The following is a 17,854-nucleotide window of genomic DNA, read 5'->3' on the forward strand; positions in this document are numbered from 1 at the left end:
TCGCGCTCGTCGAACGCGCGATGCCGGCGGTTCCTCGATCATCGGCTCGCCGACATCGCGCGCAATCACGAGCAAAAGAAAGAGCGGCGTTTCAAGCCGGTGATCGAACTCGCGCGCGAGCTTGGCGTGCGTGTCGAGCAACCGCGTCTAAGCGCGGCGCTTGCCGCGTGCACGCACGACGGCTAACGACGCGAGCCGCAAATCCGCAGTAGATCTGTAGCAGACCCCGGCAGCACACCCCGGCAGCACACCCCGGCAGCACACCCCGGCAGCACACCCCGGCAGCACACCGGCGGCCACGAGGCCGCATGGTTCATCCAAATAGAGTAGATGCCAGCCCAGGAGGAGACGGTTTCATGAAGAAGAAGATGCGTTGGGTAGTGATTTTTCTGTGCTTTCTCGCGATCGCGGTGAACTACATCGATCGTGCGAATCTCGCGGTCGCCGCGCCGCAAATCGAAAAGGCGCTCGGCATCGGCCCCGCCGAGATGGGCTTCATCCTGAGCGGATTCTTCTGGACCTACGCGTTGATGCAGATGCCGTTCGGCTGGTTCGTCGATCGTGTCGGCGCGCGCATCGCGTTGCCGCTCGCGGTCGGGTGGTGGTCGGTGTTTACCGCGGCCACCGCGGTCACGACCAGCGTCGCGGGCATGTTCGGCTGCCGCCTGTTGCTCGGCGTCGGCGAGGCGGGCGCGTATCCGTCCTGCACGAAGCTCGTCAGCCAATGGTTCGCGCCAAAGGAGCGCGCGATCGCGACGAGCATCTTCGATAGCGGCTCGCGGGTCGGCTCCGCGCTGTCGATTCCCGTGGTCGCGCTGATCATCGGCACGCTCGGCTGGAAGGCTGCTTTTGTCCTCACCGGTTTGCTCGGCGCGGTGTGGATCGTCGGCTGGTTCGTGATCTATCGGAATCCCGTGCAGGACGCGATGGAGAGCGCGCGCAACGCTGCGCCGGCGGCTCGAGCGATAGGCGGCGGCCAGGACAACGTGACGTGGGCATCGCTGTTTCGCCATCGCACGCTGTGGGGCATGATGCTCGGCTTCTTCTGCCTGAACTTCGTGATCTACTTCTTCATTACGTGGTTTCCGAGCTATCTCGTGCAGACGCGCGGCTTCTCGCTGAAATCGCTCGGCACGCTCGGCATGATTCCGGCGCTGATCGCGATTCCGGGCGGCTGGCTCGGCGGCTATGTGTCCGACGCGCTGTTCCGGCGCGGCTGGAGCCTGACGGCTGCGCGCAAGACCTGCATGGTCGGTGGCATGCTGGTGTCGTCGGTGATCACGCTGTCGGCGTTCACGGAGAACACGTATCTGATGCTCGCGTTCTTCGGTATCGCCTATGGCAGCCTCGCGTTCGCCGCGGCGAGCATCTGGTCGCTGCCCTGCGATGTCGCGCCGACACCGCGCCATGTCGCGTCGATCGGCGGCATCCAGAACTTTGCGTCGAATCTGGCGGGAATTGTGATCACGACGTTCACCGGCGTGATGGTCGCAATGACGAAGGGCTCGTTCACGATCCCGCTCGTCGTCGCGGGCGGCTTCTGCTTTCTCGGCGCGTTCAGCTATCTTTTCATCGTGGGACGCATCGAGCCGCTGTCGCTGGAATCGGAAAGCCGCGATCTGCCGAAGGGCGCGCGCTCCACGATCTGACGTATTCTGTGTCAACGCATACGGATAACCCTGTTTTCGAGGCTTTTCATGTCGACTCAAGCTAGCGTCGCGTCCGCGATCATCCGCCTGCACCCCGGCGACGACGTCATCATCGCGACCCGGCAGTTGTTGCCGGGCACGCGCATCGAGGCGGAACAACTGGTCGTCGCCGGACTGATTCCACCGGGGCACAAGATCGCGACGCGCGACATCGCGCAAGGCGAGCCGGTCAAGCGCTACAACCAGATCATCGGCGTCGCGCGTGAGGCGATCGCGCGCGGCCAGCATGTTCACACGCACAATCTCGGCATGTCGGAGTTCGCGCGCGAGCACGCGTTCGGCGTCGATGCGCAGCCGACCGTCTACGTCGACGAACCCGCGCGGTTCATGGGCATTCGCCGCGACGACGGCCGCATCGCGACGCGCAATTACATCGGCATTCTGACCAGTGTGAACTGCTCGGCGACGGTCGCGCGCGCTATTGCCGATCATTTCCGGCGCGACGTGCGTCCCGACGCGCTCGCCGACTATCCGAACGTCGACGGCGTGATCGCCTTGACGCACGGGCTCGGCTGCGGCATCGACATGCAAGGCGAGGGCATTGTGATCCTGCGTCGCACGCTGGCCGGTTACGCGGTGCATCCGAACTTCGCGTCGGTGCTGTTCGTCGGGCTAGGCTGCGAGACGAATCAGATCGACGGCGTGCTCGCCGCGGGCGGTCTCGACGCCAGCACGTCGAAGCTGCGCAGCTTCACGATCCAGGACAGCGGCGGTACGCGCAAGACGATCGAACTCGGTATCGCGATGGTGCGCGAGATGCTCGCCGACGCGAACCGCGTGCAGCGCGTGCCGGTGCCGGCTTCGCATCTATGCGTCGGTCTGCAGTGCGGCGGTTCGGACGGCTACTCTGGCATCTCCGCGAATCCGGCGCTCGGCGCCGCGGTCGATCGGCTCGTGCGGCACGGCGGCACCGCGATCCTGTCGGAGACGCCGGAAATCTACGGCGCCGAGCATCTGCTGACGCGGCGTGCGGTGAGCGCCGCGGTCGGCGACAAGCTGCTCGCGCGCATCGCATGGTGGCAGGACTATTGCGCGCGCAATGGCGGCGCGATGGACAACAACCCATCGGCGGGCAACAAGGCGGGCGGCCTGACGACGATCCTCGAAAAATCGCTCGGCGCGGTCGCGAAGGGCGGCACGACGAATCTGGTCGACGTCTACGAATACGCGCAGCCGATCGCCGCGAAGGGCTTCGTGTTCATGGATTCGCCCGGCTACGATCCGGTGTCGGCGACGGGACAGGTCGCCTCGGGCGCGAACCTGATCTGCTTCACGACCGGGCGCGGCTCCGCCTATGGCTGCGCGCCGTCGCCGTCGTTGAAGCTGGCGACCAACACCGCGTTGTGGGAGCGTCAGCAGGACGACATCGATATCAATTGCGGCGGTGTGATCGACGGCACCGCGAGCATCGACGAACTCGGCGAAGCGATCTTTCGCATGATGCTCGACTGCGCGTCCGGCACGCGCACGAAGAGCGAGCTGCACGGCTATGGGCAAAGCGAGTTCGTGCCGTGGCAGGTCGGCGTGGTGACCTGAGCGGGTGCATTGCAGCGACACAGCCGAACAGCCGAATGGATCACGCACTGGAGGATGCAATTGGAACGCCGCCTTTATTCAGGCTTCAGGCCGCGAGGTGAAGCGCGCGCAGTGGCTCTGCCCGTCTGACGAACTGGAGATACCAGATGCAGCACGAACCGATCTTTGCGACCCGCGGTAACGAAGCCGTCGCCGCGCTGCGCGCGGCGCTCGGTGCGGACATCGTGAGCCTGCCGGCCGAATTTGGCGGGCGGCAGTTCGCTGACTGGAGCGGCACGCCATCGACCGATCCGATCGCGCTGATCCGCCCGCGCACGACCGAAGAGGTCGCCACCGCGCTCAGGATCTGCCATCAATTCCGGCAGCCGGTCGTCACGCAAGGCGGCATGACCGGGCACGCGGGCGGCGCCTGCGTGCTTGGCGGGGAGGTCGCGCTGAGCGTCGAGCGGATGAACGGCGTCATCGACATCGATCCGGTCAGCGCGACGATGACCGTGTTCGCGGGCACACCGCTGCAGGTCGTGCAGGAAGCGGCCGATCACGCAGGCTTCATGTTCGCGCTCGACCTCGGCGCGCGCGGCAGTTGCACGATCGGCGGCAACATCGCGACCAATGCGGGCGGCAATCGCGTGATCCGCTACGGGATGATGCGCGACCAGGTGCTCGACGTCGAAGCGGTGCTCGCCGACGGCAGCGTAATCGGCGGCGAGCGCAAGATGATCAAGAACAATACCGGCTACGACCTGCGCAACCTGCTGACGGGCAGCGAGGGCACGCTCGCGGTCATCACGCGCGCGGTGCTGCGCCTGCGGGCCAAGCCGCGCGCGATCTCGACCGCATGGTGCGGCATGCCGGACTACGCGGCGGTGACCACGCTGCTCGGCCGCGCGCAGGAGCGGCTGCCGGCCGGCGTGTCCGCGTTCGAGGTCATGTGGCCGAGCTATTGCGACTTCGTGCGGCAACGCCTGCCCGAACTGCGCGTGCCGCTCGCGAGCGATCACGCCTACTACGTATTGCTCGAGACTTGCGGCGCGGACCCTGAACGGCAGTCGGCGGCTGTCGAGGAATTCCTCGCCGACATGTTGGACGCCGGCGTGATCGCCGACGCCGCAATCGCGCAATCGGACGCGGACGCCGCGGCGTTCTGGGCGATTCGCGACGCGCCAGCCGAATATCCGCGCCTGATCCCGGGACGCATCTCGTTCGACATCAGCTTCGCGGTCGCGCAGGCGGGCGACGCGGCGCAGCGTTGCGACGAGCGGTTGCGCGCGCGCTGGCCGCAAGCGACGATCCTCGTCTATGGGCATCTCGGCGACGGCAATCTGCACGTAGTGGTGCAAGAACCTGGCTGGACCGACGAGGCCATCGACGACGTCAAGCGCGTCGTCTATGAACTGACGGGGGAAATGGGCGGCTCGGTATCGGCCGAGCATGGGATCGGCGAGGAGAAGCTGGGCGTGCTCGGCCTGTCACGCTCGCCGGCCGAACTCGCCGCGATGAAGGCGATCAAGCTCGCGCTCGATCCGCACAATATCCTGAACCCTGGCAAGGTGATCGCGATGTAGTGTGCGCGGCGCGAATCTGCGTGCGCAGCCACGGCGCTTTCAGCCGCTCGGGAACGCGCGCAGCATGTTGCGCGAGTCGCTTGCTCAGGCACTCGATCTCGCCGAGCGCGACGCGTTCGAATTCGGCGGGGCGCAGTGCGATCGCATCGTTGCGAGCGTACTCACGGAAATATCCGGCAGCGCGTCATGGCATCGGCGACGCGGTACGCCGGAGCTGTGCCGATTCAGGCGTCTTCGCCGGTTGCGAATACGCCGTTTTCCGGTGCCGTCCGTTCGACGTCGATGCATTGCACGCGCCAGTGCCCGCTCACCAGGATGCGGCCGTGCTCGGCGCACCACTGCACGCGGCCGACCTCGCCTTCGAACGGCCCGTCGAGCTGATTCAGATCGAGCCCCTCGAGCGCGCAGACCGGCGCGGAGCTATGCGGCGCGCACACGAGCGTATTGCCGCAATCCATATGCAACGCGCCCCATTCGGGCAACTCGAGCCCGAAATGACCTTCGCGCGACCATTGCCGCGTGTCCTTGTCGAGCCAGAGAATGGCGAAGGCCATCGGGTTGACACGATCGAACGTGTCGAGATGAACAGTCAAACGCATGACATGTCTCCGCAATGTATACAACTGATTCGCATTGCCGGCGCCATCGCGCGTCGGCAGCGGGCCCGCTGCGTGCGCATCGAGGCAACGCCGGCCGTCAGCGCGGACGCCGAGCACACGAGCAGACAGTTTCGGATTCGCGCAATCACGGCACGTACTCCCGTATCAGGAATAAGATCAGTGTACGGGCGGCGAAACCGCCCTCATTGACTTCGATCAAACGGTCTACGGCGCGGGCCGATCGCGCGACACAATGGCGCGCCTACGCTGATGAGAACGGCGCGCGCCTCGCTGTCTGCCATGACGGCAGCTTGTTGCCGCCGAAGTCTGAAGGAGAACCCGATGCGAGCGATGGTGTTCGACGGCAGCTCGGCGACGCTGACCGAGCGGGAAGTGCCTGATCCGCGGCCCGGTGCCGGCGAGATCCTGATCGACGTTCATGCGTGCGGCGTGTGCCGCACGGACCTGCATCTGGTCGACCGCGAGCTCGAGCATCCAAAGCGGCCGGTGATTCCCGGCCACGAAATCGTCGGCGTGGTGGCCGAATTGGGCGCGGGCGTCAGCGGTTTCACGGTGGGCGAGCGGGTCGGCGTGCCGTGGGTCGGGCGCACCTGCGGCCACTGCCGCTACTGTCTGTCCGCCCGCGAAAATCTCTGCGACGACGCTGGCTTCACCGGCTACACGATCGACGGCGGCTACGCCGAGCGCACCGTCGCCGACAGCCGCTACTGCTTTCATCTGCCGCCGCACTACGGCGATATCGAGGCCGCGCCGCTGCTGTGCGCGGGTCTGATCGGCTATCGCACATTGAGCATGGCGGGCGACGCCGAACGGATCGGCATCTACGGTTTCGGCGCGGCCGCGCATCTCGTCGCGCAGGTGGCGCGTCACCAGCAGCGCACCGTCTATGCGTTCACGCGTCCCGGCGACCACGCGGCCCGGCAACTCGCGCTGCGCCTCGGCGCGGCATGGGCCGGCGGCAGCGACGAGGCACCGCCCGGCGAACTCGACGCCGCGCTGCTGTTCGCGCCGGTCGGCGCACTGGTGCCGCTGGCGTTGCAGGCGGTCGCGAAAGGCGGTGTGGTGGTGTGCGGCGGCATTCATATGAGCGACATTCCGTCGTTCCCGTACGCGTTTCTGTGGGGCGAGCGGCGCGTGGTGTCGGTCGCGAATCTGACCCGCGACGATGGGCTTCAGTTCATGCGCAGCGCCGCCGAGATGCAGCTCGCGATCGAGACCACGACTTACGCGTTGCGCGACGCGAACCGCGCGCTCGACGATCTGCGCAACGGCAACCTGACCGGCGCGGCCGTGCTCGCGGTCCGCCCGTGATCCGCTAGCGAGCCGTTGGCGCTTGATACAGATCAAGCCGCGCGCCGCGTCGGCGTTCATCATGTAAGCGCGCACCGCTGGCGTCCCCGTCACGGGCCGAGGTGTGAAGCGACGCGGTCGGCGCGCCGCCTCGCGGTGCGACGATCCGCGGAGAGCCGATGAACCCTGCTGCCGAGCGCAACACCTTCCACCGCGTGATGATCGCGTCCGCGGGCGGCAGCGGACTGCCGCTCGGCACGCGCGTCGCCCGGCAGTTGGTCGCGGCGGATGCGCGCTTTCGTCTCGTCGATATCGTTTGCAATCCTGCCGCGCTTTATCCGACGCTGATGCTCAGCTATCCGGACTGGTGCGAGGCGCATCGCGCGATGCTGCACGGCGCGCAGGCCGCGCTGCGCGACGCGGTGATCGCGTTGCACGGCGTCGTCGCGGCGACCGACGCCGAGATCGTCGATCTCACCGCGCTGCATCAGGGCGCGGCCGAAGCGCTCGCCCACACGGCGACGCAATGGGACGCGGATCTGGTCGCGGTGGCCGCGCATCCGCGTGAACATCGCTGGGACAGCCGTATCGATCCCGAGGAACTGGTCGCGTCGATCGGGCGTCCGGTGCTGTACATGCCGGCGAGGTCGACCGACGCGAGCGATGCCTCGGCGGTGAGCCGCGTGCTGGTCGCGATCGATGGCAGCGACACCGCGCTCGACGCGCTGCGCACCGCGCTCGCGGTAGCGCCGCCCGACGCGCGCATCAAGGTCGTCTACGCGGCCGACGACCGCTTCGCGTGGTGCGAATGGTTACCGTTCGAAGTCGTGTCGCAGCATCGAATCGATGTCTTGCGGCGCGGCGCGGCGATGCTCGAACAAAGCCGGCGCGCGGCCGAAACCGCGTTGCTCGAGTTCGACGATGATTCCGGCGATGCGTCGAGCGCGATTCTCGACGAAGCGCAACGCTGGCACGCGGACCTGATCGTGATGGGTTCGCACGGCATGCGCGGCGCGCCGCACCCGTTGCCGGGGCACGTGACGTCGCGCACGCTGCGCGACGCGGCGTGTCCCGTGCTCGTGTGTCCGCGCGGCGCGTCGTCGTTGCGGGCGGACGACGTGCCGCACGGCGAGTGGCGGGAGCCGTATCCGGGCAGTCCGGGCGGGCCGTTTTATCTGTAGCAGGAGCCCGCCACGCGCGTTGACAAATCCAACTTCAGTGGAGAATCGGCATGTACCAACATATCCTCGTCGCGCTAGACGGCAGTACTTTCTCGAAACGCGCACTGAAAGAAGCGGTGAATCTCGCCGCGTTGACGAAGGGCGTCGTGCATCCGGTTTATGTGGTCGACAAGACGCCGCTCTTTTCCTATGCCGGCTATTACGACCCGCTCACGCTCGTCGAAGCCTTGCGCCAGGACGGCCAATTGGTGCTGGAGGAGGCCGAACAGGCCTGCGCCGCCGCCGATGTGCCTTGCCGCCCTGAAATGATCGAGTCGGAGAGCCTGTCCGACGACGTCGCCGCGATCGTGCTGCGCCACGGCGAGCAGATCCACGCCGATCTGCTTGTGCTGGGCACGCATGGGCGACGCGGCGTGCGGCGCCTCGTGATCGGCAGCGTGGCGGAGCGGGTGCTGCGTTTCTCGACCTGTCCGGTGCTGCTCATGCGCGAGCAAAGCACCGAGGATGCGCCTGCAGAGTAACCCGCGACAGCGGGGCGCGACAGCGCGTGAGCATTACGCGAGCGCGTCGGCCGGTATCTGGATCGAGATCCTGAAGCCATGGCCCGGCGAGCTGGTGAACGACACGTTGCCGCGCAACTGCCGCACGCGTTCGCGAATGCCGAGCAAACCGAATGAATCTGTTCCCTGCGACCGATCCAGCGCGACACCCACGCCGTCATCCTCGATATCGAGCGATACGATGGGGCCCGCGCAGGTCATGTCGATGCGTACGCGGCTGGCCTTGGCGTGCCGCGCGACGTTCGTCAACGCCTCCTGAACGATGCGAAACAGCGCCGTCGCCGCGAATTCGCCGCATACCGGCTCGGCCGGTTCGAGATGCACGCTCGAGCGCACGTTGTAGCGTTTCGTGAAGTCTTCGGCCAGCCAGTCGAGCGCGGCGGCGAGCCCGAGGTCGTCGAGCAGCGGGGGCCGCAGATCGGCGGCGATACGCCGCAGCGAAGCGGCCATCCAGTCGATCTGCTTTTGCAGTTCGTGCGTCTGCGCGGCCAGCGGCTCGGTGTCGGCCTGGCTTTTCAGCTTCGCTTCGAGCAGCGCGACGCTCATTTTCAGCGCGGTCAGCCGTTGGCCGAGATCGTCGTGCAGTTCGCGCGCCATACGTTTTTGCTCGTTTTCGCGGGCGATCTGCACGTGCGTGGATACCTGATTCGCGCGTTCGAGTTCCGCGAGGCGCATACGTTCGGTCAGGTCGCGCGTGATCTTGGCGAAGCCGAGCAGCGCGCCCGACGCGTCGTGCACGGCGGAAACGACCACGTTGGCCCAGAAACGCGAGCCGTCGCGACGTACGCGCCAGCCTTCGTCTTCGCCGCGGCCTACGGCTGCGGCGATTTCCAGTTCGCGGGCGGGCTTGCCGGCCGCGATGTCTTCCGGGGTATAGAACTTCGAGAAATGCTGGCCGATGATTTCTTCGGGCGTGTAGCCCTTGATGCGCTGTGCGCCGGGATTCCAGCTGGTCACGCGGCCGGACACGTCGAGCATGAAGATCGCATAGTCCTGAACCGCATCGATCAACATGAAATAGCGATCCTCTACTGGCACGTCCGACACGGACGCCGCACCGGTGAAGCAGGAAGACTCGCCGCTCGACAGACCCATCGCTCCTCCGGGTGGTCACGCAAGGTCGCGCACCGCAACGCACCGAGTTATATCAGTTCGGGAGCGCTTGTTCCACCCCGCATGTCCCGCGAACGAACGTGAGGCGAGCGTCGCGTCGGCGTTCAAACCCGAGCCAGTCCTTCCGCGTCTTCGATGCGGATCGTTTTGCCGTTCGCCTTGACGAGGCGCTCGCGCTGGAACTTCGAGAACATCCGGCTCACCGTTTCGAGCTTCATGCCCAGAAAGCAGCCGATTTCCTCGCGGGTCATGCGCAAATGAAACTCCGCCGCGGAAAAGCCGCGCGCCTTGAAGCGCTTCGACAGATTCAGCAGAAACGTCGCGACGCGCTGTTCGGCGCTCATCGTGCCGAGCAGCATCATCTGGCTCGATTCGCGCACGATCTCGCTGCTCATCATCTGGTAGATGTGATGCTGCATCGGCTTCATCTCGCGACAGATCGCTTCGAGTTGCGCGAACGGAATGATGCACACGACGCTGTCTTCGAGCGCGATCGCATCGCAATTCTGCTTGCCCTCGCTGATGCCGTCGAGGCCGAGCGAGTCGCCGGCGATCTGGAAGCCAGTCACGTGCTCGCGGCCGTCGCGGTGCATGACCACGGTCTTGAACGATCCGGCGCGGATCGCGTAGATGCTTTGAAACACGTCGCCCGCGCGATACAGCGCATCACCGCGTTTGATCGAGCGCGTCGAGCAGATCAACGTGTCGAGTCGGCTCAGTTCGTCGGATGTCAGCTCGGGCGGCATGCAGATCGCGCGCATCGCGCAGGTGGAGCAGCGCGGCACGGCGTAGCGTGTGGCCGCGGTGCGTGGCACGACGTGGATCGGTACGACGTGCGAAGTGCGGGGCGCGTCGTGGCGGGGTTCACAGACTGCGGCAACTTGCATGATCGGCTCCTGGCGGTCAGACCGGATGCGCACGACGCGCATAGGCAATCGCTTCGATGGCACGGCAGGCGAGTTCGAACTCCGAGGTCTTGTCGAAGAAGAAGTCGGCGCCCGCCGCTTCGCACGCTCGGCGAAACGCCGTCGCGCAATGATTGGTCAACACGATGCTGACGATGGACGGCCGCACCCGCGACAGCGCCGCGAGCAGCAGCAGATTGGTCTTGCCCGAGAAGCACGGGTCCAGCACCGCGACATCGGCGCGACTCGCGACGATGTCGTCGAACGTGTGCTCGACGCCGGCGGACTCGCCGGCGATTTCGATGCCGGGAATCAGCGCGATCAGGCAAGCAAGCCGGCGTCGGACCTCGGTCGCATCGTCGACGAGGAAGACTCTCGATAAGGTGGCTGGCGGGGCGGTGTCCATACCGACCAGTATTGGCGACCTCATCTCAGAAATATATCGGCGGGGATTTAAGCGGCGCTAGGAGTTCGGGTAATGTTGTAGGAATATTCCTATGGTGTGGCTGCTTTGCTGTTCAATCAGAAGTGACGGGCGAACATATCGGCGTCGAAAATATATTAATACGAAGTGGCATTAAAGAATTGGAAAGCTGTGCGATAGACCGGCCATTATGTATTTTCAATTATTCGAAGAATAGTAAGTATCTGAGTGGGCTTGTTACTGCCGGGGAAGACGTGCCTACGATGCAAATTATCGATATTTCCCACTCCTGCTCATCGTCGACCGTGCTGGCACGATAGACGATAACGTCTGGACGCTGCCTTCCGAGGCTGCCCGGCGTTTCTAGCCTGTCTGCTGTTAAAAACCTCATCGGCGTGCGGCCATTTCGTCCTTGCCTTTTTCTTCTCCTTACCTAAATGCTAGGAGCATCGGAGGTGCCACTATGGCAGCAGCAACTATCACTTCGAAGGGCCAGGTCACGATCCCGGTGGACGTGCGCAACCAGCTCCCGAGCGGCGAGCCATTGACCTGCGTCAAGCCGCGCGGCGGCGCGCGCTTCACACTGTCGGCGCGGACACGCGACGGCACCGCTTCGGTTCATGCCAGCGCTTTCACAGGGAGTCCAACATGTATGCACGAATTCTGGTTGCGCTCGACGACAGTCCCAGCGCGCAGCGCGCCTTTGCCGAGGCGCTGAAGCTCGCGAAGCTGACGGGCGCCACACTCGAAGCCTGCTGCGTGGTAGGGCACGGCAAGTGGTCGGACAATGCCGATGTGGCTTTCGAGCCGGAACCGGCGACCGCGGCGCAAGAATTCGCCAGCCGCGCGCTCGATGCGCCGCGCGAGTTGATGCGCGAGGCGCAGGTGCCCGGCGGCGTGCGGGTGATCGACGCGTACGCCGAAAGCGTGTCCGCGGTGCTCGCGCGCGTCGCCGACGAGATCGAAGCCGATCTGATCGTGATGGGCACGCACGGTCGCCGCGGCGTGCAGCGCTTTCTGCTCGGCAGCGTCGCCGAGTCGCTCGTGCGTGCGACCGACAAGCCGGTGCTGATCGTGCGGCATGACGAACACGGGCACGCGCGGCCCTGAAGCGCCGCGTCGCGGAGCCGTGGCGCCATCGCGTCGGAGCGGCCGCGCAGCAGCCTGGTTTTCGCGGCTCAGGTGAGTTCGTTTTCGGCGCAGGCCGGGACTGACTGAGCGCGCGTCGCGCCGTTCGCGTGCGCGGGAACCATCAGCACCGGGCAGCTGGCGCTGCGCAGCACGCGCTCGGCGACGCTGCCGAGCATCAGTCGTTGAACACCACGGCGGCCGTGCGTGCCCATCACGATCGCGTCGGCGTGCCATTCGAGCGCCGCCTCGACGATGCGATGCGCGACGTCTTCGCCGCTGATCGCGGCTTCGACGGTGCGGGCCGTGCCCTTGATCCCCCGCGCGGTCATCCGGCTCTGGGCATCGGCCGCGATCCGCTTGCCTTCCTCGATGAAGGCGTCGTGGATCACGCAAGGGTCGAAGCCGGGCGCGTCGTAGGCGATGACGGGCACGTCGATCACGTACAGCGGCTGCAGCTCGGCGCCCGATTCGGCGGCAAGGGTCAGCGCGGCGTCGAACGCACGGGAGGCAGTGTCGCTGCCGTCGAGCGCGACGAGTAGGCGGTGAAACATGGCGGACTCCTTAAGCGCGCACTTCAGTGCGACAACAGCACCGGCACGGTCATCGACTCGAGCATCGTGCGCGTCGCGCCGCCCAGTACGACTTCGTGCAGACGCGAATGCGCGTAAGCGCCCATCACGATCATGTCGCAGCCGAGGTCGGCCGCCTGCGACAGCAGCGCGTCGCCGACCGGCGTGCCGTCCGCGACGCTCAGTTCGCGCACGTCGATCTTGACGCCGTGACGCGCGACGGTGAGTGCGATGTCGTCGCCCGGAACCGTGTCGCGCGGCGGACGATCGCCCGATGAATGAACCGTCAGCAGCGTCACTTTGGACGCGTGCGCGAGGAACGGCAGCGCGTCGTGGATCGCGCGGGTGGCTTCGCGGCTGCCGTCCCACGCGATCAACACGTGGCGGCCGGGCGCCGCGAAGGTGCCGCCCGACGGCACCAGCAGCACCGGCCGCCCGGCCGACAGCACGACGTGCTCGACGAACTGTTCGGCGACGAACGCCTCGGGGTCGGTCGGGTCGGTCTGCCCGAGCACGATCAGATCGGCGAGACGCGCATAGGGCGGCACCACGTCGTTCGCGTAGCCGTTCGCGGCGATCCAATGACCGTCGACGTTCGCGCGCGCGAGTTCCGCACGAAACAGCCGCTCGAGCGCGCTGGCACGCTCGTGCCGCAGGCGCTCGTGCTCCGCGTAGTAGTCGGCGGTGCCGGCCATCACGAAGAACGCGTGCCGCGGTGGCACGTACGTCGAAAACAGGCCGGTCAGCGTCGCATGAAAGCGGTGTGCGAGCTGCAATGCGATTTCGAGGCGCGGATGTGCACGAACGCTCGTATCGAGGTGAACGAGAATGCTTTTGTAGCTCATCGCCAAAGCTCCGTGACAGAACGTGGGGAAACGGGCGCAAGCAGGCTCGAGCCCGTCGTCAAATGGAGTCTAAGGGCCCGGCGGCCGCGGCTGTTGATGCAGATCAAGCGGGGGCCGCCGCGCACTCAAATTACAGTAGCAGGCGCGCTCGACGGTTTGCAACCGCGCCTGGCAATCCTATGCTGTGCTCTGGAGGGCAGCGATCATGGTTGCCGAATCCGATGCGCCCTCCGGGCGCCCCGCTTCACCGTGGACCTCGACGGCGTCCGGACCGCCCGAAGGCTGGCTCGACTACGCGGCGGCGTATCAGACCGCACAGGGCGCGGCACACGAGTACGCCGAGCGGTGCTTCGCCGACTGGAGCAAGTCGATCGCTTTCGTCGCGCAGCGCGAGGCGGACTGGTTCGGCGAGGCCAACCGCGCTTGCGCCGCCTGGTATGCGTGGTGGCAGACGGTGTACGGCATCGCGCCAGGCGTCGCGCCGCTCGCGGGCGGCCTGAGCGCATGGTGGTGGAGCTCGCAGAACGCGCTGCCGTTCGCGGGCGTCGTTTAGCCGCGCGCGCCGGCAAGGCCGGCGCGCGCACCGTCAATGGCAGACACGGCAAGGAGGAGTTCAGATGGGAACGGATCGCGTGGCATTGGTCACAGGCGGGATGGGCGGTTTGGGCACGGCGGTCAGCCGGGCGCTTCATGACGCGGGCATGACGGTCGCGGTGACGCACTCGACGCACAACGATCACGTGTCGACATGGCTGCAGCACGAGCGCGACACGGGGCGCGACTTTCACGCTTACGAAGCCGACATCGCCGACTTCGATTCATGCTCGCGCTGCGCGCAACGCGTGCTGACCGAACTGGGCGCGGTAGACGTGCTGATCAACAACGCGGGCATCACGCACGACACGAGCTTCGCGAAGATGAGCAAGGAGCACTGGGACGCCGTGCTGCGCACCGATCTCGATGGCCTGTTCAACATGAGCAAGCCGCTGTTGCCCGGCATGCTCGAGCGGCGCCACGGCCGCATCGTCAACGTGGGGTCGGTCAACGGTTCGCGCGGCGCCTACGGGCAAACCAATTATTCAGCTGCCAAAGCGGGCGTGCACGGCTTCACGAAGGCACTTGCGCTCGAAACCGCGAAGCACGGCGTCACGGTAAACACGGTGTCGCCCGGTTATCTCGCGACCGCGATGGTCGAAGCGGTGCCGCGCGAGATCCTCGACACGAAGATCCTGCCGCAGATTCCGCTCGGCCGGCTGGGACGTCCGGACGAGGTGGCGGCGTTGATCGCGTTTCTATGCTCAGAGGAGGCGGCTTTTATCACCGGTGCGGACATTGCGATTAACGGGGGTATGCATATGCAGTGAGGGTGCTCGCCTTCACCGCGCTTGACCCACGTCAATGACCGCCTTTCTGGCAAGAACAGGATAAGCCCCATAGCAGGCGCCTGGACCCTGAGTCTGCGCGCAACAGGTTCGATCGACACTCGCAAGGGGAGGCGAAGATGGGCATCGACATGCAGATCGTCTACCTTGGCTTTGCGGGTGCCGCTCCGCTCGAAGCGGAAGCAGGTGCGCAACTGGTGCGTCTCGCGCGGTTTGGCGCGCTCGTGTCGCACTGCCATCTCGCCATCGAGGCGTTGCGTCCGGGATCGGCGCATCCGCTGTATGACGTGAGGCTGGATCTGGTCACGCCCGCGCACGAGCTCAAGCCCGTCGCGCACTGCACTGACGACGACGCCAAAGCGGCGATCCGTCGCGCGTTCGATGTGGCGGAAATGACCCTCGAAACAGCGATCGGCACCGAGCGTGGGAACTGACGAACTTGCGTCGTGACGTGACGCTCGGCGTTCGTCAGATGCGGACTGCTGACGTTTTCCCCGGCCACCTCACGCCGATTTGCGGTTTGCCGAACCCCTGGCCGCGCGGCGCGGCCGGCAAACCTTCAACGCGGCGTGCTCGACATCGCGCCAGAATTCGCAGAGCCCCGGATGAACCGCATCGCGCCAACGCGGCCCGATGAAGAGGTCGTAGTGATTGCACTGCTCGATGGTGAGCTGCCGCGCGGCTCGCATCGGCGATGCATCGCACAGCGCATGCGCGCAATGCGTTTGCCCCGCGCCCGTGATCTCGTCGCTGTCACCCTCGATCGTGCACAGCGGGGTATCTCGCAGCGCGGCGATTCGTACCCGGCGCCCGGCGACCGACCACAGATCGCGCGGCAACAGATGTTCGTGAAACACCACCCGAAGCATGTCGAGGAAGTAGCACTCCGCCATGTCGAGCACCGCGGCATATTCGTTTGCCGAGCGCAGCGCCTGCTGCGCACCGGGCATGTCGCCGGCGAGCCATCGGGACCAGTAATCCGCTTCGAGTCGCAACTGCCGCTCCGGATGCGCGGCAAAAATCGCGGTCTGCTGGATGAAGCCCGGATACACGAGACGCCCCGCGCCGCAATAGGGCGGTGGAACGATATCGATCGCATGGTCGTGAAACCACTCGAGCGAATGGGAACTGGCGAAGCGGTCGGTGATGGTCGGGTTCAAACGGGTATCGAGCGGGCCGCCGAGTAGCGAGAGGCTCGCGATCGGCGCCGCCTCGTCCATGGCGAGCAGCGCCGCGGCGCCGAGCGCAGGCACGCTCGCCTGACAGATCGCGATCACATGAACCGGCGAACCGAACGCGCGGGCGGCGCCGACGAAGCTTTCGAGCGCCTGCACGTAGTCGTCGAGCGATAGCGGGCCCGCTTCGCGCGGCACGTCGCGCGCGTCGGCCCAATCGGTCACGAACACGTCACGTTCCTCGAGCAGCGTTTCGGCGGTCTCGCGCAGCATGACTGAGTGATGTCCGGCGAGGGGCGCGCACAACAGCACCGGCAGTTTTGCGTCGGTAGGGGGTGTAGAGGGGTTGCGCTTGAACCTGAGCAGCGCGCCGAGCGGCAAGGAGGCGACGACGCTTTCGTCGACGGTAACGCGGCGACCGTTGCCGGCAACGGAGTGGATCGCGAATGTCGGCGTTCGTTCGAAAGCGCAGGCGGATCTCAGCAGCCAGTTGCTGAGCGCGTCGGCCGCCTGTTCCGGGCCGAGCCAGCCTGCTTGCGGGCGCGGCCCCGACTCCGGTTCGGACAGAACTCCCCCGACCATCGCGCGCGCGAGGCGTTGTTGTGCATCGATGAAGGCGTACCACATGATGAACTCCGACATTCGTCGATCATGAGGGCAGCGTTGCCGCACCGGCACGAACTCATGACGCGGATACCGTCGCAAAGCTTACCGCGAAACGTCGGGGCGAGGGGCGCGAAATCGGTGCGCGCGGCGCGCTAAGCACGCCGCGTGCAAGAGGCGTTGCGCGTTTTCCCGGCAGGGTTTTCACGCGATGGCGTGCGTCTGAAACGGAGCTGAAAGTATCGGGGAAAGCGAACGACGTCGAGCGTGACTCATGGTTCGTGTTGACGGTTGACGTGGATCAACGAGAGAGGCGTTGCGGGTCATTACGCTGACGATGGCAGTCGCTCGCCACAACCCCGAGGAGCATCCAATGACCATATCAGCAAACGCGCAGGAAGGAACCTGGTCCGTGAGCGTCGAGACGCGGGAGGCGCAGGAAGGCGGGTTTCTGTCGACGATCCATGTCAAACATGTGTCGCCCGAGGGTGACTTCGAACGCACCTTTCATCAGTCGCAGGTGTTCGCCGTGGAAAGAGAAGCGGTACTCGAAGGCTTGCGCGAAGGCATGACGTGGATCGCGCTGAAGACGACGCGGACCATCGGGGTGTAACAGCGCACCGCGCCTCGCGTGCTCGCCGTAACAGGCAACGCGTGCGAGGTAGCGGTGCTCGAGCGTCGCGATGCGTGTCTTCAGATTCCGCTCGTCGGATCGACACGTGTCGCGGGATCGCTTTCGACGACACTGCGCGTCGCTTCCCAGTACGGTTCGCGATGATAGAACTGATGGACCGACGTCCCCCATGCGCGATCGGCCATCGCCGGCCAATGGTCCTTGTCGAAGCCCGGCGAGCTTTTCACCTGCTCGGCCGTGGCGTCCAGCTGGAAGCACTTGCGGTCCGTGTCGAGCGTCAGCGAACGCCACGGGATCGCGTGCAAGGTCCCGCCGATGCCGAGAAAAGCGCCCTCCGTCAGCACCGCATACGCGATGCGGCCGCTGCGCACGTCGAGCATGATGTCGGAGATTTTGCCGAGGTCCTGGCCATCGGAAGAGATCACCTTGTTGCCGTCGAGCGTCGCGGCGGCCATGACCGCGGGTCCGGGACCGTCGCCGACGCCGCTGCCGGCGATACGTGCGCCGGCGCTGGGCTGTACGGGAGTCGCGGAGGCGTTCGGGTCGAGAGGATCGAGCGGGTTCATGTCGAAACTCCTGATTTCCACGGAATACCTGCCGTTCGCACGGCGC

At 65.9% G+C, this 17,854-nt stretch carries 19 protein-coding genes and 2 pseudogenes; 13 read left to right on the forward strand and 8 right to left on the reverse strand.

All coding sequences use genetic code 11. The features are described 5' to 3' along the window. Positions 1 to 30: 30 nt before the first annotated feature. The 5 genes and pseudogenes from F6X40_RS42115 to F6X40_RS42120 all read left to right on the forward strand — a co-directional run. Positions 31 to 186: pseudogene (locus F6X40_RS42115) on the forward strand (mannitol dehydrogenase family protein); the annotation flags it as partial. 170 nt (positions 187 to 356) lie between these two features. Beyond that, positions 357 to 1,649 carry an MFS transporter gene (locus tag F6X40_RS04400; RefSeq protein WP_187626945.1) on the forward strand — a complete coding sequence of 431 codons (1,293 nt, stop codon included), beginning with the start codon at positions 357 to 359 and terminating at the stop codon, positions 1,647 to 1,649. 48 nt (positions 1,650 to 1,697) lie between these two features. After that, a complete protein-coding gene (locus F6X40_RS04405) occupies positions 1,698 to 3,245 on the forward strand; it encodes a UxaA family hydrolase (RefSeq protein WP_187626946.1) in 1,548 nt (515 codons plus the stop codon). Positions 3,246 to 3,391: 146 nt separating this feature from the next. Then, on the forward strand, positions 3,392 to 4,810 hold the full coding sequence (locus F6X40_RS04410; protein WP_187626947.1) for an FAD-binding oxidoreductase: 1,419 nt from the start codon (positions 3,392 to 3,394) through the stop codon (positions 4,808 to 4,810). Positions 4,811 to 4,865: 55 nt separating this feature from the next. Then, a pseudogene (locus tag F6X40_RS42120) lies at positions 4,866 to 4,991 on the forward strand (RNA polymerase subunit sigma); the annotation flags it as partial. 43 nt (positions 4,992 to 5,034) lie between these two features. Here the strand turns inward: F6X40_RS42120 and F6X40_RS04415 are convergent. Further along, the gene (locus F6X40_RS04415) at positions 5,035 to 5,409 is read right to left on the reverse strand and encodes a DUF3564 domain-containing protein (protein WP_184069530.1); all 375 of its coding nucleotides are present in this window, start codon (positions 5,407 to 5,409) and stop codon (positions 5,035 to 5,037) included. A 342-nt stretch (positions 5,410 to 5,751) separates the two neighbouring features. Here F6X40_RS04415 and F6X40_RS04420 point away from each other — a divergent pair, with 342 nt between their 5' ends. The 3 genes from F6X40_RS04420 (at position 5,752) to F6X40_RS04430 (ending at position 8,422) form a co-directional block, all read left to right on the forward strand. Further along, on the forward strand, positions 5,752 to 6,741 hold the full coding sequence (locus F6X40_RS04420; protein ID WP_187626948.1) for a zinc-dependent alcohol dehydrogenase family protein: 990 nt from the start codon (positions 5,752 to 5,754) through the stop codon (positions 6,739 to 6,741). Between the two features lie 158 nt (positions 6,742 to 6,899). Then, positions 6,900 to 7,901, forward strand: coding sequence for a universal stress protein (locus F6X40_RS04425; protein ID WP_187626949.1), 1,002 nt, complete (start codon positions 6,900 to 6,902; stop codon positions 7,899 to 7,901). Positions 7,902 to 7,951: 50 nt separating this feature from the next. After that, positions 7,952 to 8,422, forward strand: a complete 471-nt coding sequence (locus F6X40_RS04430) for a universal stress protein (protein WP_184069536.1) — start codon at positions 7,952 to 7,954, stop codon at positions 8,420 to 8,422. A 33-nt stretch (positions 8,423 to 8,455) separates the two neighbouring features. Here the strand turns inward: F6X40_RS04430 and F6X40_RS04435 are convergent, their stop codons facing one another. From F6X40_RS04435 to F6X40_RS04445, 3 genes are all read right to left on the reverse strand, one after another. Next, the gene (locus tag F6X40_RS04435; RefSeq protein WP_187626950.1) at positions 8,456 to 9,556 is read right to left on the reverse strand and encodes a PAS domain S-box protein; all 1,101 of its coding nucleotides are present in this window, start codon (positions 9,554 to 9,556) and stop codon (positions 8,456 to 8,458) included. A 122-nt stretch (positions 9,557 to 9,678) separates the two neighbouring features. Further along, a complete protein-coding gene (gene fnr, locus F6X40_RS04440; protein ID WP_187626951.1) occupies positions 9,679 to 10,461 on the reverse strand; it encodes a fumarate/nitrate reduction transcriptional regulator Fnr in 783 nt (260 codons plus the stop codon). A 16-nt stretch (positions 10,462 to 10,477) separates the two neighbouring features. Continuing rightward, positions 10,478 to 10,885, reverse strand: a complete 408-nt coding sequence (locus F6X40_RS04445; protein WP_187626952.1) for a response regulator — start codon at positions 10,883 to 10,885, stop codon at positions 10,478 to 10,480. 666 nt (positions 10,886 to 11,551) lie between these two features. On the opposite strand from F6X40_RS04445, the gene F6X40_RS04450 reads away from it, so the two are divergent. Beyond that, complete coding sequence (locus tag F6X40_RS04450; protein ID WP_184069544.1) at positions 11,552 to 12,013, forward strand: universal stress protein; 462 nt, start codon at positions 11,552 to 11,554, stop codon at positions 12,011 to 12,013. Positions 12,014 to 12,081: 68 nt separating this feature from the next. Here the strand turns inward: F6X40_RS04450 and F6X40_RS04455 are convergent, their stop codons facing one another. Both F6X40_RS04455 and F6X40_RS04460 read right to left on the reverse strand, forming a co-directional pair. Continuing rightward, positions 12,082 to 12,585, reverse strand: a complete 504-nt coding sequence (locus F6X40_RS04455; protein ID WP_187626953.1) for a universal stress protein — start codon at positions 12,583 to 12,585, stop codon at positions 12,082 to 12,084. 23 nt (positions 12,586 to 12,608) lie between these two features. Continuing rightward, on the reverse strand, positions 12,609 to 13,448 hold the full coding sequence (locus tag F6X40_RS04460; RefSeq protein WP_184069548.1) for a universal stress protein: 840 nt from the start codon (positions 13,446 to 13,448) through the stop codon (positions 12,609 to 12,611). Positions 13,449 to 13,653: 205 nt separating this feature from the next. On the opposite strand from F6X40_RS04460, the gene F6X40_RS04465 reads away from it, so the two are divergent. The 3 genes from F6X40_RS04465 (at position 13,654) to F6X40_RS04475 (ending at position 15,264) form a co-directional block, all read left to right on the forward strand. Next, on the forward strand, positions 13,654 to 14,001 hold the full coding sequence (locus tag F6X40_RS04465) for a polyketide synthase (protein WP_222945983.1): 348 nt from the start codon (positions 13,654 to 13,656) through the stop codon (positions 13,999 to 14,001). 64 nt (positions 14,002 to 14,065) lie between these two features. Next, a complete protein-coding gene (gene phbB, locus F6X40_RS04470) occupies positions 14,066 to 14,812 on the forward strand; it encodes an acetoacetyl-CoA reductase (protein WP_187626954.1) in 747 nt (248 codons plus the stop codon). Between the two features lie 137 nt (positions 14,813 to 14,949). Beyond that, positions 14,950 to 15,264, forward strand: coding sequence for a hypothetical protein (locus tag F6X40_RS04475; RefSeq protein ID WP_184023903.1), 315 nt, complete (start codon positions 14,950 to 14,952; stop codon positions 15,262 to 15,264). A gap of 69 nt (positions 15,265 to 15,333) precedes the next feature. Here F6X40_RS04475 and phaZ read toward each other — a convergent pair whose 3' ends face one another. Beyond that, positions 15,334 to 16,632 carry a polyhydroxyalkanoate depolymerase gene (gene phaZ, locus F6X40_RS04480; protein WP_187626955.1) on the reverse strand — a complete coding sequence of 433 codons (1,299 nt, stop codon included), beginning with the start codon at positions 16,630 to 16,632 and terminating at the stop codon, positions 15,334 to 15,336. Between the two features lie 349 nt (positions 16,633 to 16,981). Here phaZ and F6X40_RS04485 point away from each other — a divergent pair, with 349 nt between their 5' ends. Continuing rightward, on the forward strand, positions 16,982 to 17,221 hold the full coding sequence (locus tag F6X40_RS04485) for a hypothetical protein (protein ID WP_184023905.1): 240 nt from the start codon (positions 16,982 to 16,984) through the stop codon (positions 17,219 to 17,221). 80 nt (positions 17,222 to 17,301) lie between these two features. Here the strand turns inward: F6X40_RS04485 and F6X40_RS04490 are convergent, their stop codons facing one another. Continuing rightward, a complete protein-coding gene (locus F6X40_RS04490) occupies positions 17,302 to 17,808 on the reverse strand; it encodes a PRC-barrel domain-containing protein (protein ID WP_187626956.1) in 507 nt (168 codons plus the stop codon). Positions 17,809 to 17,854 lie beyond the last annotated feature (46 nt).

Origin of the sequence: Paraburkholderia sp. UCT31 (assembly GCF_014397655.1) — a bacterium.
Lineage (GTDB): Bacteria > Pseudomonadota > Gammaproteobacteria > Burkholderiales > Burkholderiaceae > Paraburkholderia > Paraburkholderia tuberum.